Genomic DNA, 23,916 nt, shown 5'->3' on the forward strand with positions numbered 1-23,916 from the left:
AGCAACAATGAACAACCCAAGCAAGCTCGCCCTACTGGCCGTGGCCATTGCCGCGCTTGGCCTCGGTGGCCTGGCCTGGACCGGCAACCTCGGCAACGCGTCGAGCACTGAAACCCGGCACGATGACCACGGCGAAGACAGCCAAGGCCACGGCGAGCAACAGACTGGCGAAGGCCACGAAGAGGAGGAGGGCAAGCTGCACCTGTCCACCGCCCAGATCGAGGCCGCCGGTGTGCAATTGGCCGATGCCGGCCCTCGTGAACTGGGCACCGCCATCAGCTTTCCGGGTGAAATCCGCTTCGACGAGGACCGCACCGCCCACGTCGTGCCACGCGTGCCTGGTGTGGTCGAGTCGGTGCAAGCCGAACTGGGCCAGGCGGTCAAGCGTGGTCAGGTGCTGGCGGTAATCGCCAGCCAGCAGATTTCCGACTTGCGCAGCGAACAGCAGGCTGCCCAGCGCCGCCTGGAACTGGCGCGCCTGACCTTCCAGCGTGAACAACAGCTGTGGCAGGAACGCATCAGCGCCGAGCAGGATTACCTGCAGGCTCGTCAGGCGTTGCAGGAAGCCGAGATTGCCTTGGCCAACGCCCGGCAGAAGGTCGCCGCCGTGGGCCCGGCCGGCGCCGGCAACCGCTATGAACTGCGCGCGCCGTTCGATGCCGTGGTGGTGGAAAAACACCTGGCCGCAGGCGAGGTGGTCGATGAGACCAGCAATGCCTTCACCCTGTCTGACCTGAGCCGGGTCTGGGCTACTTTCGCCGTCGCCCCGCGCGACCTGGACAAGGTCACCACAGGCCGCAATGTCACGGTCAGCGCGCCGGACCTGGGCGCCCAGGTCGAGGGCAAGGTCAACTACGTCGGCAGCCTGCTCGGCGAGCAGAACCGTGCCGCCACTGTCCGCGCCACGCTGGCCAACCCCAACGGCGCCTGGCGCCCAGGCCTGTTCGTCAATATCGCGGTCAGCGTCGAACGCTTCGACGCCGCCGTGGTGGTACCGGAAAGCGCCCTGCAAACCTGGGAGGAGCAGACCGTGGTGTTTGCCCGTACCGAGGAAGGCTTCGAGGCCCGCCCGGTGAAGACCGGCCGCCGCGACGCCGGCCAGGTGGAAATCACCACCGGCCTTGCCGCCGGAACCCAGGTGGCCGCTGCCGGCAGCTTTGTCCTCAAGTCCGAGCTGGGCAAGGGCTCGGCCGAGCATAGCCATTGATCACGGGGACACCTGTATGTTCGAACGCCTGATCCAATTCGCCATCGAGCAGCGCCTGGTGGTGATGCTGGCCGTGGTCCTGATGGCCGCGATGGGTATTCACAGCTACCAGAAACTGCCGATCGACGCTGTACCGGACATCACCAACGTCCAGGTGCAGATCAATACCGCCGCGCCCGGCTATTCGCCGCTGGAGACCGAGCAGCGCATCACCTTCGCCATCGAGACCGCCATGGCCGGGCTGCCCGGGCTCAAGCAGACCCGCTCGCTGTCGCGTTCGGGCCTGTCCCAGGTCACGGTCATTTTCGACGACGACACCGACTTGTTCTTCGCCCGTCAACTGGTCAACGAGCGCCTGCAGGTGGCACGCGAGCAGTTGCCCGAGGGCATCGAAGCGGGCATGGGGCCGATTTCCACCGGGCTGGGTGAAATCTTCCTGTGGACGGTGGAAGCCGAGCAGGGCGCGCTGAAGGAGGACGGCACGCCCTACACCCAGACCGACCTGCGGGTGATCCAGGACTGGATCATCAAGCCGCAGCTGCGCAACGTGCCCGGGGTGGCCGAGGTCAACAGCATCGGCGGCCATGCCAAGCAGTACCTGATTGCGCCGGAGCCCAAGCGCCTGGCGGCCTACAAACTCACCCTCAATGACCTGATCGCGGCGCTGGAGCGCAACAACGCCAACGTCGGTGCCGGCTACATCGAGCGCAATGGCGAGCAGTTGCTGATTCGCGCGCCAGGCCAGGTGGCGTCGGCCGAGGACATCGCCAATATCGTCATCTCCAGTGTCGATGGCACGCCAATCCGCGTCAGCCATGTTGCCCAGGTCGGCCTGGGCGAAGAGCTGCGCTCGGGCGCGGCCACCGAAAACGGTCGGGAAGTGGTGCTGGGCACGGTGTTCATGCTGATCGGCGAGAACAGCCGCACGGTGTCCCAGGCGGTCGCCGCCAAGCTGGTCGATATCAACCGCAACCTGCCCAAGGGCGTGGTCGCCGTTACGGTGTACGACCGCACCAACCTGGTGGAAAAGGCCATCGCCACGGTGAAGAAGAACCTGGTCGAAGGCGCCATCCTGGTCATCGCCGTGTTGTTCCTGTTCCTGGGCAACATCCGCGCTGCGCTGATCACTGCCATGGTCATTCCGTTGTCGATGCTGTTCACCTTCACCGGCATGTTCAGCAACAAGGTCAGCGCCAACCTGATGAGCCTGGGCGCCCTGGACTTCGGCATCATCGTCGACGGCGCGGTGGTGATCGTGGAGAACGCCATCCGCCGCCTGGCCCACGCCCAGCAGCGCCATGGCCGCATGCTCACCCGCAGCGAGCGCTTCCATGAAGTGTTCGCGGCCGCCCGTGAGGCGCGCCGGCCGCTGATCTACGGCCAGCTGATCATCATGGTGGTGTACCTGCCGATCTTTGCCCTGACCGGGGTGGAAGGCAAGATGTTCCACCCTATGGCCTTTACCGTGGTCACCGCCCTGCTCGGTGCCATGATCCTCTCGGTTACCTTCGTGCCGGCGGCCATTGCCCTGTTCGTCACCGGCAAGGTCAACGAAGAGGAGGGCCTGGTAATGCGCACGGCGCGTCAGCGCTATGCCCCAGTGCTGGCCTGGGTGCTGGGCCGGCGCAAGCTGGCGTTCGCTGCCGCCGCTACCCTGGTGTTGTTGTCCGGGGTTATGGCCAGCCGCATGGGCAGCGAGTTCATCCCCAGCCTCAGCGAAGGCGACTTCGCCCTGCAGGCCTTGCGCGTGCCGGGCACCAGCCTGTCGCAGTCGGTCGACATGCAGCGGCGCCTGGAACAGGCGATCATCGCCCAGGTGCCGGAAGTGGAGCGGGTGTTCGCCCGCACGGGCACTGCCGAGATCGCCTCCGACCCGATGCCGCCGAACATTTCCGATGCTTATGTGATGCTGCGCCCGCGTGAGCAATGGGCCGACCCAGGCAAGCCGCGTGATGAGCTGATTGCCGAGGTACAACGTGCCGCCGCCAGCGTGCCGGGCAGCAACCATGAACTGTCGCAGCCGATCCAGCTGCGCTTCAACGAGCTGATTTCCGGGGTACGCAGCGATGTGGCGGTGAAGCTTTTCGGTGATGACATGGATGTGCTCAACCGCACTGCCGCGCAGATCGCCAGCAGCCTGCAAGGCGTGCCGGGCGCGTCCGAGGTAAAGGTCGAGCAGACGACTGGCCTGCCAGTGCTGACCATCGATATCGACCGCGACAAGGCAGCCCGCCATGGCCTGAACGTGGGTGATGTGCAGGGCGCCATTGCCATTGCCGTGGGTGGCCGCACGGCCGGTACGCTGTACGAAGGTGACCGCCGTTTCGACATGGTGGTACGCCTGTCGGAAACCCTGCGCACCGATGTCGACGGACTGGCCAGCCTGCTGATTCCGGTGCCGGCCAATACGGCTGCGGGTGCCGGGCAAATCGGCTTTATCCCGCTGTCGCAGGTAGCCACGCTGAACCTGCAGCTAGGGCCGAACCAGGTCAGCCGCGAGGATGGCAAGCGAGTGGTGGTAGTCAGCGCCAACGTGCGTGGGCGTGACCTGGGCTCGTTCGTCGAGGAGGCCGAACAGACGCTGATCGAGCAGGTGCAGATACCGCCGGGTTACTGGACTCGCTGGGGCGGCCAGTTCGAGCAGCTGCAGTCGGCGGCCAAGCGCCTGCAGGTGGTGGTGCCGGTGGCCTTGCTGCTGGTCATGGCGCTGTTGCTGATGATGTTCAACAACCTCAGGGATGGCCTGCTGGTATTCACCGGCATCCCGTTCGCCCTTACCGGCGGGGTGCTGGCGCTGTGGTTGCGGGACATTCCGTTGTCCATTTCCGCTGGCGTGGGGTTCATTGCCTTGTCGGGCGTGGCGGTGCTCAACGGGCTGGTGATGATTGCCTTTATCCGTGGCCTGCGGGAAGAAGGGCGCACGCTGCGGGCAGCGGTCGAGGAGGGCGCGCTGACGCGCTTGCGGCCGGTGCTGATGACGGCACTGGTGGCGTCGCTGGGGTTCATCCCGATGGCCTTGGCTACCGGCACCGGGGCCGAGGTGCAGAGGCCGCTGGCGACCGTGGTGATTGGCGGGATTCTGTCGTCCACCGCACTGACTTTGCTGGTGTTGCCGGCGTTGTATCAGTGGGCGTATCGGCGGGAAGAGGTGCAGGAGGGTTGAGCGTTTTGGGGCTGCTTTGCAGCCCATCGCGACACAAGGCCGCTCCTACAGGGGATCGCATCAGCCGCAAATTGACGCAATCCCCTGTAGGAGCGGCCTTGTGTCGCGATGGGCCGCAAAGCGGCCCCAAATTCTCAAACAGTACGACGAGCCCCAGCTCTTGCACTGTCGCCCCTAGCCTCATCATGCAACGAAATCCGCGAAGTTTCCGGCAACGCCAACCCGCCCGCCAGCGCCACCAGCGCAATCACCACCAGGTAGAACGCCGGTGCCAGGCTGCTGCCGGTCTGCCCGATCAGCCAGGTCGCCACCAATGGCGCGGTGCCGCCAAACAACGTATAGGCCACGTTGTAGGTAATTGCCGAAGCGGTATAGCGGGTGCGGGTAGGGAAGCTTTCCGACAGCAATGCCGCCGTGACCACGCCACTGCACAACGCCCCCACCGCCAGCAGGATCACCCCCAGCAGCGCACCGGACATCGAGCCGGAGCTGGCCAGCCAGTACGCCGGGAACACGCACAGCATCACCCACAGGCAGGTAAAGCCGATGGTCTTGCGCCGCCCGACGCGGTCCGAGAATGCCCCGGCCAGCGGGCAGCCGACCGCAGCGAACAGCAGCGCCACGGTGGTCACCAGCAGCGATTGCGCGCGGGTCAGGTTGCCGACCAGTTGCAGGTAGGTGGCGAAGTAGGTGGTGAACATGTAGAACGACAGCGCGGTCAGCGAGATGAAGGCACCCAGGTTGCGGATCGTTCGGCCATGGTTGCGCAGGGTTTCCTTGAGCGGCGAATGTTCATGCTCCTTGCCTTGGGCGATGGCTTCGCGGAACGCGGGGGTTTCTTCCATGCGCCAGCGCAGGTACAGGCCAACCAGCCCCAGTGGCGCGGCGATCAGGAACGGTATGCGCCAGCCCCAGGCATTCATCGCCTCGGCCGACAGGCTGGCTTCCAGGCCATAGGCGATCACCGCCGCGCAGGCAAAGGCGGAAAAGGTCGACACCGGCACGAAGCTGCCATAGAAGGCGCGCTTGTCGTTGGGCGCGTGCTCCATCAGGTAGGCGCAGGCCCCGGCATATTCGCCACCGGCGGAAAACCCCTGCAGGCAGCGCGCCAGGGTCAGCAGCGCAGGGGCTGCCAGGCCGATGCTGGCGTAGGTCGGCAACAGGCCGATGAGGGTCGTGGAGCCGGCCATCAGCAGGATGGTCAGCGACAGGATGCGCTTGCGCCCCAGGCGGTCACCCAGCGCGCCGAACACGATGCCGCCCAGCGGGCGCAGGGCGAAGGCCACGGCGAACACCGCAAAGGTCTTGAGCAAGGCCACGCTGGCGTCTTCGCTTGCGAAGAACTGGCTGGCGATCAGGGTAGCGAGAAAGCCGTAGACGGCGAAGTCGAACCATTCGACGAAATTGCCGATGGCCGAGGCGGCGATCACCCGGCGCAGGGTGGCGGGGGATACCTCGTGAGGTGCGGGCATGCGAGTGCTCTCCGGTTCCATTGGCAGGCATGATGAAAGTGGCGCGGTCGGGCCGCGCCATCATTGTTGTGCTTGCCAGTAGATAACCGGGCGCTGCAGGGCGCTTTGTCGAGGGCGACCTCGGGATACCTGATTCAACCACCAGCTATGCAGCTGACGCAGGCCTTGTAGGAGCGGCCTTGTGTCGCGATCGGGCTGCGCAGCAGCCCCAGGATCTTGAAGTGGGCGCAGGCATCGCCGGGGCTGCGTTGCAGCCCTTCGCGACACAAGGCCGCTCCTACAGGAACGCGGGCAATAAGCTCAGAAACGCATATCCAGCGCCAGTTCGAAGGTACGCGGCGGCCCCATGTAGTACTGGCTGTTGTAGGCCTGCTTGGCATACACCTCATCGGTCAGGTTGCGTACCCGCCCGGTGAGCGTGGTGTGTTCATCCAGCCGGTAGCGGGCGAACGCACCGAACAGGGTGTAGGCCGGGGCCTTGAGGCTGTTGGCATTGTCGGCATACACCGAGCCCACGTAGCGCCCGTCCGCCCCCACCGACCATGCCGGGGTCAGGCTGTAGGTCAGCCACAGGTTGGCGACGTTGGCGGGTACGTTCACCGGTGCGTTGCCCTTGCGCGACACCGATACACCGTTGACGGCCTCGTTGAACTCGTCGTACTGCGCATCGACATAGGCATAGTTGGCCTCGGCCAGCAGCTTGGATGTCACCTGCAGGCGCCCGGACAACTCGACACCCCGCGAGGTCTGCTGCCCGGCCTGGACCGTGAGGTTGGCGTCGTTGGAGTCGCGCACGGCAAAGTCCTTGCGCACGATCTGGTACAGCGCCAGCGTGGCCGCGCCGCGCCCGTCGAGGAAGTCGAACTTGCTGCCCACTTCCCACTGCTCGCCCTTCGACAGGTCGAACAGCCCGACGTTGGAATAGGTCGCTGCCGCCAGCGAGCCGGCCGGCAAGTCGGCAGAGGTACTGTACTGTGCATAGACACTGGCGGACGGGGTCAGCGCATAGGTCAGGCCGATACGCCCGGAAAGCGGTTCCCAGCGCCGTTCGAAGAACGCCGGCGAGGTTGGCGTTACCGCGCCGTAGTTGGTCACCTGCATGTCCAGGTAGTCGTAGCGCAGGGCGGCCAGCAAGGCCAGGCGTTCGGTGAGTTGCACGCGGTTTTCGGCAAACACCGCGCGGTTGGTCACCTCGTGGCGGCGTTGCTTGGTAAGGCCGGCGTTCACCCCGGGGATGTCGTCGAAACTGCCGGGGTCGAAGTGCTCGGCATCGACCACATCGCTCCAGCTGCTCGAGGTGGGGTAGAGGGTCTGGCGCATGCGCGAGTACTCCAACCCCAGCGACCACTGGCTGGCCAGGCCGAACAGCTGGTTGTCGTGGCGCAGCTCGATGCGGTCGCCCAGCAGGTTCTGGTCGTGGCGCTGCAGGTAAGGGCTGCTGCGCTGTACCTTGTCATCGTTGGTGTAGCTGTAACGTTCGAGGTTGCGGTAATCGCGCTGGGCGTTGTAGTGGTACAGCGTGTTCTGCACGCTGGTGCTGTCGCTGAGCTGGTAGTCGAGGATCGAGCGTAGCCAGCGTACCCGCTGCTCATAGCGCCCGTCACCGACGTTGTAGTTTTCGAAGCGGCGGCTGTTGTCGATCTTCATCGTGCTGCGCCCAGGCAGGATCGGCGAGCCCCAGTAAGGGCTGTCTTCGCGGTCTTCCTGGTATTCCAGGGCCAGGGTGTGGGTGAGGTTCGGCGTGAGGTCGCTCAGCAACGAGAAGGCCAGGCTGTCGGTGTGCCGTTCGTTGCGGTCGATGTAGCCGTTGCCATGCCCACGGCTGAAGTCCAGGCGCATGAAGTGGCGGGCATCGGCGGGGTTGCTGGCCAGAGCCTGGTTGATGCCGAACGCCACTTCGCTGTCGTCGAAGCTGCCGTAGCGGATGCGGCCATCGATGGTCTGCTGATCGCGGCTGGCCAGCTTGGTGATGTAGTTGATCGAGCCGCCCACCGCGCCCGCACCATGCAGGAACGACGACGGCCCGCCAATCAGTTCGACGCGGTCGAGTACCCAGGCATCCACGGGCCGTGTGGCGCTGCTGTAGCCCAGGTTGATGCCGTTGTACAACTGGGTAACCTGGTTCTGGGTAAAGCCGCGATAGGCGACGAAGCCGCCAAAGCCGGGGTTGGCCGAGGCGTTGACGCCGGTCATGGCGTTGATCACGTCCTGGCTGTCCTTGGCGCCGCGCTCTTCGATCAGGCGGCGGTCCGAGACACTGACCGAGGCCGGCGTTTCCCGCGCGGTGAGGGCCAGACGCGAGCCGGTGCGGATCGGCTCGTCCAGTTGCACGCCGCTGGCGGCGTCGCGTTTACCGTCGATGGTGGTGGCGTTCAGTTCCACCGGGGCAGCATCCGCCCAGGCAAGGTTGCAGGTGCCCATGAGGAGCACCAGGGAGGTATTGCGAAGCATGTTGATGTGTCTTCCACGCAAAGGTCATGGCTGACCGCGAGCGCGCGCAGTCAGGCGCGCCCGGCTGAGGTCAGGCGAAATGAAGTACGGCTGCGGGGAAAGCGACGGGGGAGGCGCGGGGGTTGAGGGCGGGGCGTTGATAGCGCGGTGGCGGTTGCGCCCAGCTGCGCACCACGATGGGCGAGGTGGCCACGGTTTGCGCCGGGGTGAACGACCAGCCGCTGCTGCTGAGCGGTACGGCCATGCCGAACGAGGAGCACACCGGGCAGTCGAGCTGTGCCATGTGCTGGTCGCCGCCGGCGCCATCCAGGTCGATGGCTACGCCGTGTTCGCTGTTGATCGAGCAGAAACCGCCTTCCAGGCCGGCCAGGCGCAGGCCACCCATCTGGCCATGGTGCAGGCCGCACAGAACCAGGCTGAACAGGACGCTGGCGTAGAGCGTCCAGGCGGTCAGCGTGCGGGTGTGCCGGGTGGTTTTCATGACGGCGAATCTACCACCCGGACGAACGGTCGGGTAGTGCTTCGGGATTGATATTTTGGGGCCGCCTTGCAGCCCATCGCGACACAAGTCCGTGCACAGCTTTCAAAGGCGGCGCGGTCTTTGTGTACCGGCCTTGCGTCGCGAAAGGGGCGCAAAGCGCACCCAGGGTTCTGTCAGGCCGCACGCTCCAGTACATCCAGCAAATCGACAAACTCCAGCGCCAGTTTATGCCGCGGCGCCAGATGTACCAGTGGCACCGAGGCCTGGTGCGATTCACGCATCTTGATCGAACTGCTCAGGTACACCGGCAACACCGGCATGCCTTCACCGCGCAATTGCTCGACCAGGGTCTGGTGCAGCGCGGTGCGCCCGGCGAACTGGTTGACCACCACACCTTCCACTTGCAACGTCGGGTTGTGGTCCTGGCGCAGTTCTTCGACCTCGGCCATGACGCAGTGCAGGGCCTGGCGCGAGAAGCTGTCGCAGTCGAACGGGATCAACAGCCGCTCGGCCGCCACCAGTGCGCTGAAGGTATAGAAGTTGAGCGCCGGCGGGGTGTCGATGTAGATCCGCTCGTAGTCCTCGCCCAGTTCCACCAGCAGCTTGCGCAGCTTGTTGATCTTGAACTTGCTCTCCAGCTTGCCTTGCAGGTCGCTGAGGTCGGGGCTGGCGGTGATCAGGTGCAGGTTGCGGTAGCGGGTTTCGGTGATCGCAACCCGGTGCTTCTTGCCGGCAGCGGTGACTGGCGACAAGGTCTGGCGGAAGAAATCGGCGATGCCGGAAGGAATGGCGTCATTGACCAGGCCGGTCAGGTAATAGGTGGCATTGGCCTGCGGGTCAAGGTCGACCAGCAAGGTCCGGTAGCCTTCGGCGGCACTGGCGGCGGCAAGGTTGCAGGCGATGCTGGACTTTCCGACGCCACCTTTCTGATTGAAAACCACACGACGCATGAGACGCTCATCCATGAAGTGAAAATGTCAGGCTGGGGTCAATCCTATGACCGGAACAAGACAGTTTTATGACAATGAATGTTACAACCTGCCAAGCTCATTGCTTCATGTGGCGATAGGTTTGCCTTGAGCTGTGTAGTGTCTGTTCGGGCCCTTTCGCGGGTGAACCCGCTCCCACAGGTTATGCACCGTCCTTGAGGGCAGTGGGGGACCTGTGGGAGCGGGTTTACCCGCGAAGAGGCCGGAACAGGCAGGCAAGGGCGCTCAGGCAACCACCACCCGATTGCGCCCCTCCTGCTTGGCCCGGTAAAGCGCCCGGTCAGCCTCGCTCAACGCATCCCCCGGTTCGCTCTCTGCCTCGCCATCCCAATGCGCCACTCCCAGCGACACCGTCACCGCCCCCACCGGTTCCACCGGCGTATCCTGCACCGTAACCCGCAGCCGCTCGGCCACCACTGCCGCAACGTCCAGGCTGGCCCCCGGCAGCAGCATCAGGAACTCCTCGCCGCCGGTGCGGCACAGCAAGTCGCCCTCGCGGCAGCAGCGGCGCATCAGTTCCGCCAGCCGACGCAGCACCTGGTCTCCCACCTCGTGCCCGTGGCCGTCATTTACTCGCTTGAAATGGTCGACATCCAGCACGATCGCCGCAAACGCCCGACCCTCGGCTTCCAGCAACGACAGGCTGAACTCCAGGCTACGGCGGTTGCCCAGGCCGGTCAGCGGGTCGGTCTGGGCGTCACGGTTGAGCCGGCCGATGCGTTCATGCAGCAGGTTCAGCCCGAATAGCAGCGCGCGCTTCAGCTCGGCCGCCTCGAAGTACCAGGCCGGTACCCGATGCAGGCGCTCGGCAGTGCCGGCCCGGTCCATCGAGCGGGCGCCGGCGGCCAGCTGCCACAGCGGGCGGGCGATGGTCATGGCCAACCACCACAGCAGCACGCTGCCCACCAGTGCCAACGGCACGGAGGTGCCGACCACGCTGAGGATCAGGTGGCTCAGTGGCGTCACCGTCTGGGTCAGCGGCTGCTGCGCCACCACGCCCCAACCGGCGCTGGGCACGGTGGCGAACCCGGCGAGCATTTCCACGCCGAGGCTGTTGGACAATTGCCGGGTACCACTGCCCAGGGTCGCCAGCTGGTCGATCAATGCGTTGCCTTCAACCACCGTACCCACGCGCTGGCTGTCGGGGTGGTACAGCAGGCGGCGGTTGCGGTCGACCACGTACAGGTAGGAACCGTCCTTGTAGAAATGCTCGCCCAGCAGGCTGTTGAGGATGTTGCGTTCACGCAGGTACAGGCTGCCGCCGACATACCCCAGGTAGCGGCCGTTGCTGTCGAAAATGGGTTGCGACAGCGCCACCACCAGGTTGTTGGCCGCCGACATGTAGGGCGTCGACACCAGTGGGCGGCGCGCCTGTAGCGCCTCCTGGACACCGGGCGAGTGCATGTGGCTGCCGACCAGGTGCCGCAAGGGCGGGGGGGAAATCGCGAGCAGTACTCCGTCGGCATCGATCACGAACGTGGAGTTGAAAGCCATGCTCTGGCTCAGGACGCGCTCGGTCTCCGCCTGCAGGGCGACGGCGTCACCCAGCTGTCGGCCTTGCACGCCGGCGCTGAACGACAGCTGCTGCAAGGCGTTGCCGATAAAGGTCTCGGTGATGCTGGCCAGCTTCATCGCATACACCCGGTTGGCTTCCAGGGCATGGTCGATCAGCAGCTGGCGTTGCACCCGGTAGCTGGCGAAATAGCTGGCGCACAGCATGACCACGGCGGTAAGGGCGCAAAGCACCAGAATGAGTGTGCGTAGATCCAGACGCAGTCCGTGCTTGGTGTGTGGCAATCCTGACCTCGAGTGATCGAAAAACAGCTACGAAATGGGAACAACCTTACGCCTTGTGAGCGCAGTGGGGAACCGCGTTCAGGAGCCTGCGTCTTCCAGCGCGTCCAGCTCGTCTTCAACCTGTTGCATGCGCTGCTCGGCCAGGGCCTGCACCTTCGCGTCGCGGGCCGATTCGCGCATCAGGGCGGTGAGCTTCTCGCTCAGGCGCTTGCCTGCCTCGGTGTCTTCCAGGGCGCGAGCCTTGGCCGGGTCCTGGGTGGCCTCGACGATGGTGGCGAACTCGGCATCGCTGAAGTTCTTTTCGCTGTACAGGCGGAACAGGTCCTGGCGCTGGTCCTCGACCGTCAGGTGCTTGCGCAGCACGCCCTGGATCGTCGCCTGCGACAGCTGCGGGTGCGTGCGGCCGAGCAGCGCGGCCATGCGCTCGATGTTGTGCGTGTAGGCATCCTGCAGCGGCAGTTGGGCCAGGATCTGTTCTTCGCGGGAGGGTTTCTGATCGCAGGCGGTGAGGGCTGCAGCCAGCAGCAGGGGTAACAGCAACTTCTGGAGGCGAGGCATGGCGTGGCCTGGTTGGGCAGTGGGTGCTGGCGATTATACGGCAGTTGGGTTGCCTGATGGATTTTGGGGGCCGCTGTGCGGCCTTGTGTCGCGAAAGGGGCGCGCAGCTGCCCCAGAATTTTTTCAGGTCACGCGAAACATCAGAACCCACCCCCCAAGGGCCATTCCACCGCCAACCGTATCTGGTCCCCATCCAGCTCCGCCTGCGCCGTATTGCCCCGATGCACGTTATGCCGCAACGAAAACACGGTGCCCCTGGCCTTGCCACCCTGCACCACATACCGTGCCTCGAGGTCGCGCTCCCAATGCTTGCCCCCCTTGCCATACCCCAGGTACGCGTAGCCGCCCGCAGGGTCGACATGGGTGCCGTCGATATCGAACCCGCGCACGTACAACGCCGTCAGGTTCAACCCCGGTACGCCGTAGGCGCCCATGTTCAGGTCATAGCGCGCCTGCCACGACTTCTCGTTCGGTGCGTTGAAGTCCGACATCTGCACCGCGTTGGCAATGAAGATCGCCCCTCGCGTCACGTAGTCGAACGGCGTGTTGCCGTCCACCTGCTGCCAGCCCAGGCTGAAACCGTGCGGCCCGTGGTCGTAACGCGAGACCAGGCTCCAGGTGGTGTTGTCGATGCGCCCGGACAGCGCTTTGCCGGTGTCGGTGGTGCGGTACAGGTTGAGGTCGAGGGTGAGGCTGCGGCGCTCATCGAGTGCATGGCTTAGGGTGCTGCCCAGGTAATGCTGGTTCCAGCTGTCCTGGTAGCGTGAGGTGTACAGGCTGCCGCTGAAGGCGGCGCCGGGGTTCCACACCACGCCGGCCAGGTCGAAGCTGTTGCCCTGGCGGCCATTGGAGTAGTTCACCACGAAGCCCTGGTCATGGCTGGAAGCGTTGCGGTCGGCGCTCTCGTTGAAGTGCCCGGCAACCAGCCTGAGGTTGTCGAACTCGGTGCTGTCAAGGAAGAACCCGGTTGCGGTCTCGGGCAGCAGGCGGCTGTCGGAGGAGCTGAACACCGGGGTCTTGACCCGTTGCTCACCGTAGGACAGCACGGTATCGGACATGCGCAGTTTCACTGCCGCGCCGGCACGGCTGTATTCGTTTTTCGGGTGCCCCTCGTTATCCACCCCGAGCAAGCGTGCCTTGCCCACGCGCCCGCCGCCGCTGTCGAGTTGCACACCCAGGTAGGCGTGGGCGTCGACCCCGACACCGATCAGCCCCTGGGTGAAACCGGACCGGAAGGTACCCATAAGGCCATAGGCCCATTCCTCGGCCTTGCCGCTGCGTTCATTGCGCGGCTTGTAAGCGTTGCGCCCGGCACTGTTGCGCCCGCCATGCTTGTAGTCGCGTTGGTCGAATACGCTGCGGTTGAGCAGGCTCCAGCGGCTATCTTCGATGAAGCCGTTGCTTTGCGACTGGGCGGAGTCGGCCAGCGCTGGGGGCGCGAGCAGGGCGCTGGCAAGCAGCAGGGCGACAGGGCGCGGCATGGGCAGAACTTCCTGTTCAGGGGGCGCGAAAACGCAGGATGCGCGCGCCGTCGAAGGGGTCGATGAGGTAGTGGGCGTGCACGCCGAAGGTGTTCAGCAGGCGCTCGGGGGTGAGCACCTCGAGCGGTTTGCCCAAGGCGACCAGGCGGCCCTTGTCGAGCACCGCCACGCGGTCGCAGGTGAGCGCCTGGTTGAGGTCGTGCAGGGCCACCAGGCTGGTCACCGGCAGGGCCTGCACCTGTTGCAACAGGCTCAGCTGGTGCTGGATATCCAGGTGGTTGGTCGGCTCGTCCAGCAGCAGCACCTGCGGCCGCTGTGCCAGGGCACGGGCGATGTGCACGCGCTGGCGCTCGCCACCGGACAGCGACCCCCACAGGCGTGCGCGCAGGTGCAGGGCATCGAGGTCGGCCAGGGCCTGCTCGACGATTGCGTGGTCTTCCCGGGAGAATGGCGCCAGCGCCGACAGCCAGGGTGTGCGGCCCAGGGCAACGGCGTCGAACACGCTGATCGCATCGAGGGTGTCGGCCTGCTGTTCGACCAGCGCCAGGGCCTGGGCGACACGGCGGCGGGGCAACCGTGCCAGCGGTTCGCCCTGCAACTGCACGCTGCCGCTGCCTGGCTTGCGCAGCCCGGCCAGCACTTTCAGCAGCGAGGATTTGCCCGAGCCGTTGGGGCCGACGATGCCCAGGGTTTCACCGGCGACAACGCTCAGCTCGATAGCGCTGAGCACGGTGTTGCCGGCCAGTTGCAGCCCCAGGTCGTGGCAACTCAAGGGGGCCATCCGTAGCGCCGTCATGACCGTCATGGGTGCCCCCGGCGGCTGACCAGGATCAGCGCGAAGACCGGTGCGCCAAGCAGCGCGGTGACCACGCCAACGGGGACCACCTGGCCAGGGATCAAGGTGCGCGACAGGATGTCGGCGGCAATCAGGAACAGGGCCCCGCCCAGTGCGCTGGCGGGCAGCAGGCGGCTGTGCCCGGGGCCGAGCAGCAGGCGCAGGGCATGGGGGATCACCAGCCCGACAAAACCGATGGCGCCGACGATGGACACCATCACGGCGGTCACCAGCGCCGCGCAGCTGATCAGCAGCAACTGGGTACGCCGCACCGGGATGCCAAGCGACGCCGCCGAGTCGGCACCGAAGGTGAAGGCATCCAGGGCACGGCGATGCCACAGGCACACCAACAGCCCGAACAGTACAACTGGCACGGCCAGCCACACCGAAGGCCAACGTACGCCACTGAGGTTGCCCAGCAGCCAGAACAGGATGCCGCGCGCCTGCTCGGCAGTAGCCGACATGGTGATGAGGAAGGCGGTAAGGGCGTTGAACAGTTGCGAGCCGGCGATCCCGGCAAGGATCACCTGGGCGTTGTTGTTGCTGGGGCCGGCTGCCCTGGCCAGCACCAGGACCAGGGCGAACGCTGCCAGGGCGCCGATGAAGGCGCCGCCGGACATGCTCAGCGCCAGGCTGCCGAAGCCCAGCAGGCCGACCAGCACCGCACCGGTCGAGGCGCCTGCAGACAACCCCAGCAGGTAAGGCTCGGCCAACGGATTGCGCAACAGTGCCTGCAGGATCACGCCGCAGGTGGCAAGGCCTGCGCCGCAGGCCGCAGCGACCAGGGTGCGGGGCAGGCGGTAGTTCCAGACGATGCCGGCGTCGATCAGGTCGACCGGATAGCCGGCCTGCCACAGGTGGTTGGCCAGCACCTGGCCGACCACGCCGGGCGCCAGGTTGGTTTCACCGATGGCAGTGCCGGCCAGCAGGGCTGCCAACAGGGCGGCCAGGGCAACGGCGATGCAGGGTAGCAGGCGCATCATCATTGGGCTGCTTTGCCGCTGGCGAAGGCGGCGGCCAGCGTCTGCACGCCGCTGAACAAGCGAATGCCGGCCTGCATGGCGTCGGCGTCGAGGATGACGATGCGATCGTGCTTCACCGCGTCCATGTTGCGCGTTACCGGGTCGCTACGCAGGAATGCCAGCTTCTTCTGGTAGTCATCGGCGGGGTAGCGGCGGCGGTCCATGCGGGCAATGATCAGCCACGTGGGGTTGGCCTTGGCCAGGGTTTCCCAGCCTACGGTCGGCCATTCTTCGCTGGATTCGACCACGTTGCGCACGCCGAGGGTACGCAGCATGAAGTCGGCGACCCCCTGGCGGCCCGCCACATAGGGGTCGATGTGCAGGTCGGCGCTGGAGAACCAGAACAGCGCCGAGGTGGCGGACAGGTCCTTGCCGGCCAGTTGCGCCCTGGCACTGTCCAGGCGGCCTTGGAGCTCGGCATTCAGGGCCGAGCCACGGTCCTGCACGTCGAAGATTGCCGCCAGCTGGCTGACGCTCTTGTAGATGGTGTCGACCTGGAACGCCTGCAGGCGGGTGCCATCGGCGCCCACCAGGTTGTCCTTGCCTTCGCAGTCTGACGGCAGCAGGTAGGTGGGGATACCCAGTTCATCGAACTGCTCGCGGGTGCCGACCACGCCCTGGGCGCCGACCATCCATTCGAACTGCACCGTCACCAGCTGCGGGCGCTTGCCCACTACCGCCTCGAAGCTGGGCTCGTTGTCGGCCAGGCGCGGCACCTTGGCGTTCTGCACCTGGTACTCGGGCAGCACGTTGTTGAACCACAGCGAGGTGGCAGCCAGTTTGTCGCCCAGCCCCAGCGCGTAGAGCAGCTCGGTACTGGCCTGGCCAATGGTGACCGTGCGTTGCGGCGCCTGGGCGAAGGTTTGCGGCTTGCCGCAGTTGTCCAGCGTCAGCGGGTAGTGGGTGGCAGCAGCCTGGGCCAGGCCGGTGAGGCCCAGGCCGGCGAGCAGGGTGGCAAAACGGGGCAGCATGCTGGGCGATCTCCTATCGGACAGTTCGGGTGAGGAACGCACGGACAGGCATCGCCGAGCCCCCGCTGGTGGCAGGGGCAACACTGATGGCCAATCCCGGACACCCCGCCGGTTGGTGAATGTAGGCCGGCAGGTCTCCTGACTGGTGCGTCATCGCCTGGCTCCGGCCTTCCCGGGTTCGTGGCCCAGTGGCATCGATGGAGCAGGCTCGGCACCTACAGTTGCGGGGGCAGTTCCGTTTGGCCCGAATTGGCGAGCCTGGGATTCCCTATTGTTTCCGTGGTGGAAACCGGCGGCCGGCATGGTAGACCATCGTGCCGCCGGGTGAAAACGCTTTTCAGAAGTACTTCAGCCAGTTGATGTCGCGCCGCCGCGCCTTCAGGCGGGCGAACCAGCGCACCGGCAGGTACAGCGAAACCGCGAGCAGCACTGCCGCCAGCCACACTGCGGCAATGCCGTCGAAACCGAAGTAGTCGCCATGGTTGCGGCCGAACAGCGCCAGGCTGGCCAGATACAGCAGCTTCAGCACATACAGGTGCAGCAGGTAGAAGAACATCGGTGCCGCGCCGAACACCGCCAGGGCACTGATCCAGCGGGCCTGGCCGGCACGTTCGAAGGCGCGCAGCAACAGCAGGCCACAGCCCAGGGTCAGCGCCAGGAACAGCAGCGACGGCGGGTACTTGGTGATGTTGAAGAAGCTCATCAGGGTTTGCGTGACGGTCGGATAAGTGCTCCACGGCGCCTCACCGTAGCCGTTGACCAGGCGCAGCACGACAAAGCCCAGCAGCGCGATCAGCCCGGCCAGCAGCAGGCGATGCTGGCGTTGGCCGGCCTCGCTGCCACGGGCGAACCAGGGGCCCAGGCCGTAGCCCAGGGCGATGACACCGATCCACGGCAGCACTGGGTAGGAGGTGCGCAGGCGCAGGCTTTCGGAGAACTCCAGCCAGCCCCGGTCATGCAGGATTGCCCACGGCACATGCAGGGCGGATTCGGCGCCAAAGTGCAGGCCATCGAGCAGGTTGTGGCCGGCGATGATGATTGCGCCCAGGGCGATCAGGGCGGCACGTGGCAACCACACCAGCAGCGACAGGGCGATCATGCTCACGCCGATGGCCCAGATCACTTGCAGGTAGATGACGCTGGGTGGCAGCTGGAAGGTCCAGGCGAAGTTGACCAGGGTGAATTCCAGCGCCACCAGGAACAGCCCGCGCTTGAACAGGAACGCCGCGACATCGCTGCGGCCCTGGTGTTTCTCGCCGTACAGCCAGGCCGACAGGCCGGTCAGCATGACGAACACCGGCGCGCACAGGTGGGCCAGGGTGCGGCTGAAGAACAGCGACGGCTCGGTGGCGTCGATGGCCATCGGGTCGCTGACCTGGCGGTGCAGAAAGAAGGTTTCACGGACGTGGTCCAGGAGCATGAACAGGATCACCAGGCCGCGCAGGGCATCGATGCTCTGCAGGCGCTGGGTGAGCAGGGTGGGGGTGGCGCTGGCGCTTGTCATGGGAGGTCGCTGTTAGGAATCGATGTCAACTGAAACGTTATCTTATAACTAAGTTATCCCGGAGAGGTAGATGTTTTTGTGCTGCCTGTGCCGGCCTCTTCGCGGGTAAACCCGCTCCCACAGGTACGTCACCGTATTCGAATTCTGTGATATCCCTGTGGGAGCGGGTTCACCCGCGAAGAGGCCGGTGCAGGCAGTTCAGATCAGAAGCTGTAATCCACCGTCGCAAAGTACGACCGTGGCATCCCCATCAGCCACTGCTGCCCACTGAACGCCGACTGCACATACTCACGGTCGAACAGGTTGTTCAACTGCAACCCCAGCCGCACGTCCGGCAACACCTGCCAGCCGATGTTGGCATCGACCACGGTGTAGCCGGGGGCGCTCTGGGTGTTGGCGGTGTTGGCATAGCGCTCATCCACATAACGCGCGCCTATGCCGGCCTCCAGCCACTGGCCGAAGCCTTTGCTCAGCCACAGGTTGGCGGTACGCCGCGGCACATTTGCCGGGCGATTGCCCGCACGGTCCTGAGCCACGCCGCCGACCATTTCCTCGAAGTCGTCATACCTGGCGCGCACGATCGCCGCGTTTGCCGATACCTGCCACTGGTGCGCCAGCGCCAGTTCCAGGGTTGCCTCCAGGCCGTCGGAGGTCTGCTGGCCAGCCTGTTGCTTCTCGTGGGTGAGCGGGTCATCCACCAGCAGCTTCTTCTTGACGATGTGGTAGGCCGCCAATGTCCATTCGCCACGCCCCTCCCAGAAGCGCTGCTTGAGGCCCACCTCGGTCTGCCTGGCCTCGGTCAGGTCGTAGTGCATCTGGTTGGCACTGAGGCTGATGAGGTTGTCGACCCCGTCCTCGCTGGTGGAGTACTGGCCATACAGCGACAGGTCTTCGCTGACCGCAAACACCAGCCCTGCGCGCCAGTTGCCCCCTCGCAGGCTACGGTCGCTGTGGCTGTCGGTGGTCAGCCTCTCCTGGACGATGTGGTTCTGGTCGCGGCGTACACCGGTGACCAGTGACAGGCGATCGCTCAACTGCAGACGGTTTTCGGCGAACAGGGCAAAGGTGTGGGTGCTGGACAGGGTTTGCGGGCGCAGTGGCGAGGCGCTGTGGAACCAACCCGGTTGCGGCTGCCACGGGTCGACATAGTCACCGCCCACATCGTTGTAGGGCGCGTTGCTGTCGACGTTGAAGCGGACCTTGTTGTACTCGGCGCCGACCACGGTCTTGCTGGCCAGGCCGAACAGTGTGTGGTCGAGGGTGAAGGCCTGGCGATCGCCGAACTGTTCCTGGTTGTGCTTGATCTGCAGGTAGCTGCCACGCAGCAGTTGCTGGCGCCCTGCATCCCAGCTGTAGTCCTCGGCATTGCGCCAGTGACGGCGGCTCTTGATGTAGTACAGCTGGTTGCTGGCGCTGAGGTGGTCGTTCAACGTCCAGTCGGTGTTCAGGCGGGTCCATTCATCGACGTAATGCTGCACGTCGTTCTGCACGTTGTAGTTCTTGTCGCGCAGGCTGCTGCGGTAGCGGCCGTCGATCAGCGGGGTGCCGTAATAGTTGGCAGGCTGCGCATCGCCACGGTCGTGGGCGAGGGTGAAGCTGAGGTCGTCGCTGGCATCGAAGCGCAGTGCGGCGCTCAACGCCAGGCTGCGCGACGGCGTGCGGTCGACCCAGCCGTTACCGGCTTGCTGGTTCAGGGCCAGGCGGTAGCTCAGGCGCTCGCCAAGGCTGCCGCCGCTGTCCAGGCCGAGCTGCTGGCGGTCCCACGAACCGTAGCCCAGGCGCAGGTGGTTGCGCACCTCGCCGGCAAACGGCTTTTTCGGGACCACGTTGACCACCGCACCGGTGGCCCCTTCGCCATACAGCACCGAGGCCGGGCCGCGAATCACATCGATGCGCTCGACCATCCACGGGTCGATCGGGAACGTCTGGGTGCCGGCACCAGTGTACAGGCGTGCGCCGTCGAACAAGGTCATCACCGAGTTGTGCCCGGTAAAGCCGCGGGCGGACAGGCCCGTGCCGCCGTCGCCCGGGGAGCCGATGTAGCTGATGCCCGGTGAGCGGGTCACCGCGTCCTGCACGGTGAGGTTGTTGCGCTGCTGGATCTCCTCGGCGCTGATGCTACTGGTGCTGGCCGGTGTCTCCAGGGCGCTCAGGCCCAGGCGCGAGCCAGCCTGGGTCGGGGTGGCCAGGTCGATGGCGTGGCTGTCGAAGGTGTCGGTGATGGCCGTTGAGGGCAGGGCCAATGGTTGTCGGTCGAGGTCATCGGCCAGGGCCGGCAGGGAAACGGCCAGGCAGGCCGCCAAGGGGTGAAGCTTGAAGATACGGGACATGTCGTTCCACTACTGCAGGAATGAATGGATCCCGGTGGAAAACACGCAAAGGCACACCGTGCACGCAGGCGCGCGCACCGATACCGGCCTGCGCCCGCCCACCGCGGGTTGCCAAGTGAAGCTCCAGGCCGGTCTCCGGGCTTGCGAGGGGCATGAAACCTTCACCTTCCCATGCAGGTGCACAGTGGTATCTCGAAGGGTTCGCTCGCTTACCGTTGCGGGGGCAGCGCCGGACTTGTCGTGGGGTAACACGACGCACCGGCTTCCCGTTTCACCCTGCGCGCGGCGGCGCAGGGCACCTGAAACTGGCAGGCATATGACCATTGAAACGCGGGGGCGTCAAATCTGCCCTCTACCAATGAAACAACTCCCGTCGCGCCCCCTCGGTAATCGCCACGATCCCCGGGTGCTTGACCTTGCGCTCCACCGAAATGGCATAGAACGACTCGTGCACCGCCTCGGTCTGCCCGATCAGCTCCACGCCGTACTGGCGGCACACTTCCTCTGCGATCACGCTGGGCGCGACGAAGATGCCGCTGCCCGACTGCCCGAATGCCTGCATCAAGGCACTGTCATCGAACTCGCCCACGATCCGTGGCTGCACCTGCTGTTCACCCAGCCAGCGCAGCAGGCGGCTGCGTACCACGGTTTCCTGCCCTGGGATAAGTAATGGCGCATCTTGCAGGCAGGCGGGGAAGGGGCCTTCCAGGCGTTGTGCCAGCGCCGGGGTGGCGAAAAAGCTCAGGCCGCATTCGCCCAGTTTCTGGCTATAACCTTTGATGTCCAGGTGGCTGGGCATGGGGCTGTCGGAAATCACCAGGTCCAGGCGCTGGATCGCCAAGTCGGCCAGCAGCCGTTCGAGCTTGTCTTCGCGGCAGTTGATGCGCAGCACCTCGTCCAGCTCCATGGTCGGTGCCAGCAGGCGGTAGACGATGGACTTGGGCACCACGTCCGCCACACCCACGCGGAACAGGATCTGTTCCTGCGGACCGGCCCGCAGCATGGCCTCCAGCTCGCTACCCAGCTGGAACATCTGCTCGGCATAGATCAGCGTCTGGCGCCCTGTTTCGGTCAGCTCCAGCTGGCGCCCCACGCGCTGGAACAACTCCAGGCCGTAGGTCTGTTCGAACAGGCTGATCTGCCCGCTGATGGTTTGCGGGGTGAGGTTCAACTGTTCGCTGGCGCGGGCGATGCTGCCGGTCTTGGCCACGGCCCAGAAGTAGTGCAACTGCCGATAGTTGAGCATCGGTATGTTTCCGGATTCGTAAAACCCGAAGTATAACCGCTGAAAAAACGAATTTTCCTGATGTATTACGCTCTTTAGAATGCGGCTCCATCAGGCGCCGTGCGCGCCGCCGGAATATGAAAGCGAGGAACCCATGCTGCAACTCAAATCCATCGGCACGCCGCTGGTGCTGGCCTTGGCCCTGTTCACCCTGGCCGGTTGCGAGCAGGCCGAGAAATCCGCCCAGCAGATGCTCGACCAGGCCGCACAGTCGGCCAAGCAGGCCATCGACGACACCAACAAGGCTGCACAGCAGGCGTTGAGCGAGGCCATCGGCAACGAAGGGCACAAGCCCAAGGACGCCGACAAGAAAGAAGATACCCAGGAAATCTGACCCCCAACCGCTTCTGCAGGATTTGAACAATGGAATATTTGCTGGAACTCGTCGCTAGCCCTACCGCCTGGGTTGCCTTGGCTACGCTGGTGGCCATGGAAGTCGTGCTGGGCATCGACAACCTGATCTTCATCTCCATCCTGACCAACAAGCTGCCGCTGGAGTATCGCTCCAAGGCGCGCCGTATCGGTATCAGCATGGCCTTGGTCATGCGCCTGGCCTTGCTCAGCACGGTGGCCTGGATCGTCCAGCTGACCGACCCGGTGTTCGAGGTGTTCGGCAATGCCTTCTCCTGGAAGGACGTGATCCTGATTGCCGGTGGCCTGTTCCTGCTGTGGAAGGCGACCAAGGAAATCCACGAGAACGTCGACCCGCACGGTGCCAAGGAAGAAGCCAAGGTATCGTCGACGGTTACCCTGGGCTTTGCTGCGGCGATCTTCCAGATCCTGTTGCTGGACATCGTGTTCTCGGTTGACAGCATCATCACCGCCGTGGGCATGACCGAGCACCTGCCGATCATGATCATCGCCGTTATCACTGCCGTGATCGTCATGATGGTGGCCGCCGACCCGTTGGCCAACTTCATCAACGACAACCCGACCGTGGTGATGCTGGCCCTGGGCTTCCTGATCATGATCGGCATGACGCTGATCGCCGAAGGTTTTGGCGCCCATGTACCGAAGGGTTATGTGTACGCAGCCATGGCCTTCTCGACGGCGATCGAGATCCTCAACATCCTCGCCCGTCGGGCGCGGTTGAAGCGCGAAGCCGCAGAAGGTTGATGTTAAAAAGCGGGGCGCTTGCGCCCCGTTCGCGGGCTTGCCCGCTCCCACAGGTAATTCGCCGCTTCTGAAGGCAGTGGAGGATCTTGTGGGAGCGGGTTCACCCGCGAATGGGCCTCGAAACTTCTGAAATCAGTGCACCCCGGCATGCCGCCGCGCCCGGCGCACAGGCTGTGGCTTGGCGGGGGCCTGCGGTGGCAGGTGGTGGGAATGACGCCGCACGATACGCAGTACACCCCACAGCATGGCGGCTGCAACGCTCAGCCACATGCCCACCAGCATGAGGATTGCCATGGTCAGGCTCATTTGTGCCTCCATCTCTATGGGCCGCGCTCGGTCGCCGACGCTGGCCCTCCAGACACTGCTTTAGTCTAGCCCTTCGCCTGTGACGTTCCATTGACCAAAGGTCTATCGCTTGGTCCGATTTGGCACTAGCCGGTGTCGGACTATACCCGCGCCGCTGTCCGACCTATGATCGTTGGCCAGAGCCGGGCGCTGCCTGCCTGGCGTTGAAGCAAGCGAGTGTCCATGCAGCAACTTTCCTTCAAGACCATCCCTCGTCGGCTGCTGGCTGCCTGCCTGGTAGCGGCCAGCCTGGCCGGCTGTGCCGGCGGACCCTCCGCCAACCTCAAAGGCCTGCCACAGCGGGTCGAGATCAGCAGCGTGCCGTTCTACCGTGGCAACGCCAACCACAGCGGGGCCATGGCATTGGCGGCGGTGCTGTCGCAACAGGGGGCTCCGATCACGCCGGGGCTGCTGGACAAACCGCTGAACCTGCCGCAGGGCGCCGAGGCGTTGGACACGGGCATCCCCCGGGTAGCGCGCGACTACGGCATGGTGGTGTATCCGCTGGACAAGCAACTGGACGCGCTGTTGACCCAGGTGGCGGCGGGCAACCCAGTGCTGCTGCGTTACGAGGATGGTTCGGCCTGGTGGAGCGAGCCACGCTATGCCGTGCTGATCGGCTACGACCGCTACAAGCAGCGGGTGCTGTTGCGCTCGGGCATGCACCGGCGGCAGCTGATGGCGTTCGATGACTTTGCCTCGGCGTGGGCGAAGCTTGGGAGTTGGGCGGTGCTGGTGCAGCCACCGCGGCAACTGCCGGCCCAGGTGGACCGCCAGCGCTGGTTGCAGGCTGCGGATGAACTGGCCCGGGCGGGGCAGGAGATTGCGGCCAGGCAGGCTGTGAGTAGCCTGAACAAGTAGCTTCTGCCTGTTCAAGCCCTTTCGCGGGCATGCCCGCTCCCACAGGTA

The 23,916-nt window shown here is 65.1% G+C and carries 19 protein-coding genes and 2 riboswitches; of the genes, 5 read left to right on the forward strand and 14 right to left on the reverse strand.

Annotated features, from left to right (window positions below; genetic code table 11):
- The first annotated feature begins 7 nt into the window (after nucleotides 1-7).
- Complete coding sequence (locus J5M58_RS13260) at nucleotides 8-1,207, forward strand: efflux RND transporter periplasmic adaptor subunit (RefSeq protein WP_207878356.1); 1,200 nt, start codon at nucleotides 8-10, stop codon at nucleotides 1,205-1,207.
- A gap of 16 nt (nucleotides 1,208-1,223) precedes the next feature.
- Nucleotides 1,224-4,370 (forward strand): efflux RND transporter permease subunit, encoded by a 3,147-nt coding sequence (locus tag J5M58_RS13265; RefSeq protein ID WP_112252396.1) that lies wholly within the window; start codon nucleotides 1,224-1,226, stop codon nucleotides 4,368-4,370.
- 134 nt (nucleotides 4,371-4,504) lie between these two features.
- Here the strand turns inward: J5M58_RS13265 and J5M58_RS13270 are convergent, their stop codons facing one another.
- The 13 genes from J5M58_RS13270 to nhaR all read right to left on the reverse strand — a co-directional run bounded on the left by J5M58_RS13270 (nucleotide 4,505) and on the right by nhaR (nucleotide 21,507).
- A complete protein-coding gene (locus J5M58_RS13270; protein ID WP_207878358.1) occupies nucleotides 4,505-5,842 on the reverse strand; it encodes an MFS transporter in 1,338 nt (445 codons plus the stop codon).
- Between the two features lie 300 nt (nucleotides 5,843-6,142).
- Nucleotides 6,143-8,293, reverse strand: coding sequence for a TonB-dependent siderophore receptor (locus J5M58_RS13275; protein ID WP_207878360.1), 2,151 nt, complete (start codon nucleotides 8,291-8,293; stop codon nucleotides 6,143-6,145).
- 70 nt (nucleotides 8,294-8,363) lie between these two features.
- Nucleotides 8,364-8,774: a DUF2946 family protein gene (locus tag J5M58_RS13280; RefSeq protein ID WP_207878362.1), complete on the reverse strand. Its 411-nt coding sequence runs from the start codon at nucleotides 8,772-8,774 to the stop codon at nucleotides 8,364-8,366.
- A 173-nt stretch (nucleotides 8,775-8,947) separates the two neighbouring features.
- Nucleotides 8,948-9,724, reverse strand: a complete 777-nt coding sequence (locus J5M58_RS13285) for a ParA family protein (RefSeq protein ID WP_112252399.1) — start codon at nucleotides 9,722-9,724, stop codon at nucleotides 8,948-8,950.
- Nucleotides 9,725-9,988: 264 nt separating this feature from the next.
- Nucleotides 9,989-11,560: a sensor domain-containing diguanylate cyclase gene (locus tag J5M58_RS13290; RefSeq protein ID WP_112252400.1), complete on the reverse strand. Its 1,572-nt coding sequence runs from the start codon at nucleotides 11,558-11,560 to the stop codon at nucleotides 9,989-9,991.
- A 78-nt stretch (nucleotides 11,561-11,638) separates the two neighbouring features.
- Complete coding sequence (locus tag J5M58_RS13295; RefSeq protein ID WP_112252401.1) at nucleotides 11,639-12,118, reverse strand: hypothetical protein; 480 nt, start codon at nucleotides 12,116-12,118, stop codon at nucleotides 11,639-11,641.
- Between the two features lie 140 nt (nucleotides 12,119-12,258).
- Nucleotides 12,259-13,599, reverse strand: a complete 1,341-nt coding sequence (locus J5M58_RS13300) for an OprD family porin (RefSeq protein WP_207878364.1) — start codon at nucleotides 13,597-13,599, stop codon at nucleotides 12,259-12,261.
- A gap of 16 nt (nucleotides 13,600-13,615) precedes the next feature.
- On the reverse strand, nucleotides 13,616-14,404 hold the full coding sequence (locus tag J5M58_RS13305) for an ABC transporter ATP-binding protein (RefSeq protein WP_207878366.1): 789 nt from the start codon (nucleotides 14,402-14,404) through the stop codon (nucleotides 13,616-13,618).
- Complete coding sequence (locus J5M58_RS13310; RefSeq protein ID WP_207878368.1) at nucleotides 14,401-15,417, reverse strand: iron ABC transporter permease; 1,017 nt, start codon at nucleotides 15,415-15,417, stop codon at nucleotides 14,401-14,403. The genes J5M58_RS13305 and J5M58_RS13310 overlap by 4 nt, the downstream gene beginning before the upstream one ends.
- Nucleotides 15,417-16,427 (reverse strand): ABC transporter substrate-binding protein, encoded by a 1,011-nt coding sequence (locus J5M58_RS13315; RefSeq protein WP_207878370.1) that lies wholly within the window; start codon nucleotides 16,425-16,427, stop codon nucleotides 15,417-15,419. The genes J5M58_RS13310 and J5M58_RS13315 overlap by 1 nt, the downstream gene beginning before the upstream one ends.
- 110 nt (nucleotides 16,428-16,537) lie before the next feature.
- A riboswitch (cobalamin riboswitch) is annotated at nucleotides 16,538-16,736 on the reverse strand.
- A gap of 28 nt (nucleotides 16,737-16,764) precedes the next feature.
- A complete protein-coding gene (locus J5M58_RS13320; RefSeq protein ID WP_207878372.1) occupies nucleotides 16,765-17,931 on the reverse strand; it encodes a DUF1624 domain-containing protein in 1,167 nt (388 codons plus the stop codon).
- A gap of 203 nt (nucleotides 17,932-18,134) precedes the next feature.
- Complete coding sequence (locus J5M58_RS13325; protein ID WP_207878374.1) at nucleotides 18,135-20,261, reverse strand: TonB-dependent siderophore receptor; 2,127 nt, start codon at nucleotides 20,259-20,261, stop codon at nucleotides 18,135-18,137.
- A gap of 108 nt (nucleotides 20,262-20,369) precedes the next feature.
- Nucleotides 20,370-20,579: riboswitch (cobalamin riboswitch) on the reverse strand.
- A gap of 34 nt (nucleotides 20,580-20,613) precedes the next feature.
- Nucleotides 20,614-21,507: a transcriptional activator NhaR gene (gene nhaR / locus J5M58_RS13330; protein ID WP_207878376.1), complete on the reverse strand. Its 894-nt coding sequence runs from the start codon at nucleotides 21,505-21,507 to the stop codon at nucleotides 20,614-20,616.
- Nucleotides 21,508-21,640: 133 nt separating this feature from the next.
- Between nhaR and J5M58_RS13335 the strand changes: the two genes are divergently transcribed.
- Together J5M58_RS13335 and J5M58_RS13340 are read left to right on the forward strand one after the other, a co-directional pair.
- Nucleotides 21,641-21,880, forward strand: coding sequence for a hypothetical protein (locus J5M58_RS13335; protein ID WP_112252409.1), 240 nt, complete (start codon nucleotides 21,641-21,643; stop codon nucleotides 21,878-21,880).
- A 29-nt stretch (nucleotides 21,881-21,909) separates the two neighbouring features.
- The gene (locus J5M58_RS13340; RefSeq protein ID WP_112252410.1) at nucleotides 21,910-22,662 is read left to right on the forward strand and encodes a TerC family protein; all 753 of its coding nucleotides are present in this window, start codon (nucleotides 21,910-21,912) and stop codon (nucleotides 22,660-22,662) included.
- 132 nt (nucleotides 22,663-22,794) lie between these two features.
- Here the strand turns inward: J5M58_RS13340 and J5M58_RS13345 are convergent, their stop codons facing one another.
- Nucleotides 22,795-22,968, reverse strand: coding sequence for a hypothetical protein (locus J5M58_RS13345; protein WP_181457341.1), 174 nt, complete (start codon nucleotides 22,966-22,968; stop codon nucleotides 22,795-22,797).
- A 222-nt stretch (nucleotides 22,969-23,190) separates the two neighbouring features.
- Between J5M58_RS13345 and J5M58_RS13350 the strand changes: the two genes are divergently transcribed.
- Complete coding sequence (locus J5M58_RS13350; protein WP_207878378.1) at nucleotides 23,191-23,868, forward strand: peptidase C39 family protein; 678 nt, start codon at nucleotides 23,191-23,193, stop codon at nucleotides 23,866-23,868.
- Nucleotides 23,869-23,916: the final 48 nt, after the last annotated feature.

Origin of the sequence: Pseudomonas sp. 32_A (assembly GCF_017490905.1) — a bacterium.
Classification (GTDB): domain Bacteria; phylum Pseudomonadota; class Gammaproteobacteria; order Pseudomonadales; family Pseudomonadaceae; genus Aquipseudomonas; species Aquipseudomonas inefficax.

Excerpts from the sequence above, each read along its gene's own strand:
- J5M58_RS13315 (WP_207878370.1), bottom strand. The coding sequence starts at position 16,427 with ATGCTGCCCCGTTTTGCCACCCTGCTCGCCGGCCTGGGCCTCACCGGC.
- nhaR (WP_207878376.1), bottom strand. The coding sequence starts at position 21,507 with ATGCTCAACTATCGGCAGTTGCACTACTTCTGGGCCGTGGCCAAGACC.
- J5M58_RS13320 (WP_207878372.1), bottom strand. The coding sequence starts at position 17,931 with ATGACAAGCGCCAGCGCCACCCCCACCCTGCTCACCCAGCGCCTGCAG.
- J5M58_RS13260 (WP_207878356.1), top strand. The coding sequence starts at position 8 with ATGAACAACCCAAGCAAGCTCGCCCTACTGGCCGTGGCCATTGCCGCG.
- J5M58_RS13345 (WP_181457341.1), bottom strand. The coding sequence starts at position 22,968 with ATGAGCCTGACCATGGCAATCCTCATGCTGGTGGGCATGTGGCTGAGC.
- J5M58_RS13275 (WP_207878360.1), bottom strand. The coding sequence starts at position 8,293 with ATGCTTCGCAATACCTCCCTGGTGCTCCTCATGGGCACCTGCAACCTT.
- J5M58_RS13350 (WP_207878378.1), top strand. The coding sequence starts at position 23,191 with ATGCAGCAACTTTCCTTCAAGACCATCCCTCGTCGGCTGCTGGCTGCC.
- J5M58_RS13335 (WP_112252409.1), top strand. The coding sequence starts at position 21,641 with ATGCTGCAACTCAAATCCATCGGCACGCCGCTGGTGCTGGCCTTGGCC.
- J5M58_RS13265 (WP_112252396.1), top strand. The coding sequence starts at position 1,224 with ATGTTCGAACGCCTGATCCAATTCGCCATCGAGCAGCGCCTGGTGGTG.
- J5M58_RS13340 (WP_112252410.1), top strand. The coding sequence starts at position 21,910 with ATGGAATATTTGCTGGAACTCGTCGCTAGCCCTACCGCCTGGGTTGCC.
- J5M58_RS13305 (WP_207878366.1), bottom strand. The coding sequence starts at position 14,404 with ATGACGGTCATGACGGCGCTACGGATGGCCCCCTTGAGTTGCCACGAC.
- J5M58_RS13285 (WP_112252399.1), bottom strand. The coding sequence starts at position 9,724 with ATGCGTCGTGTGGTTTTCAATCAGAAAGGTGGCGTCGGAAAGTCCAGC.
- J5M58_RS13280 (WP_207878362.1), bottom strand. The coding sequence starts at position 8,774 with ATGAAAACCACCCGGCACACCCGCACGCTGACCGCCTGGACGCTCTAC.
- J5M58_RS13270 (WP_207878358.1), bottom strand. The coding sequence starts at position 5,842 with ATGCCCGCACCTCACGAGGTATCCCCCGCCACCCTGCGCCGGGTGATC.
- J5M58_RS13300 (WP_207878364.1), bottom strand. The coding sequence starts at position 13,599 with ATGCCGCGCCCTGTCGCCCTGCTGCTTGCCAGCGCCCTGCTCGCGCCC.
- J5M58_RS13310 (WP_207878368.1), bottom strand. The coding sequence starts at position 15,417 with ATGATGCGCCTGCTACCCTGCATCGCCGTTGCCCTGGCCGCCCTGTTG.
- J5M58_RS13295 (WP_112252401.1), bottom strand. The coding sequence starts at position 12,118 with ATGCCTCGCCTCCAGAAGTTGCTGTTACCCCTGCTGCTGGCTGCAGCC.
- J5M58_RS13325 (WP_207878374.1), bottom strand. The coding sequence starts at position 20,261 with ATGTCCCGTATCTTCAAGCTTCACCCCTTGGCGGCCTGCCTGGCCGTT.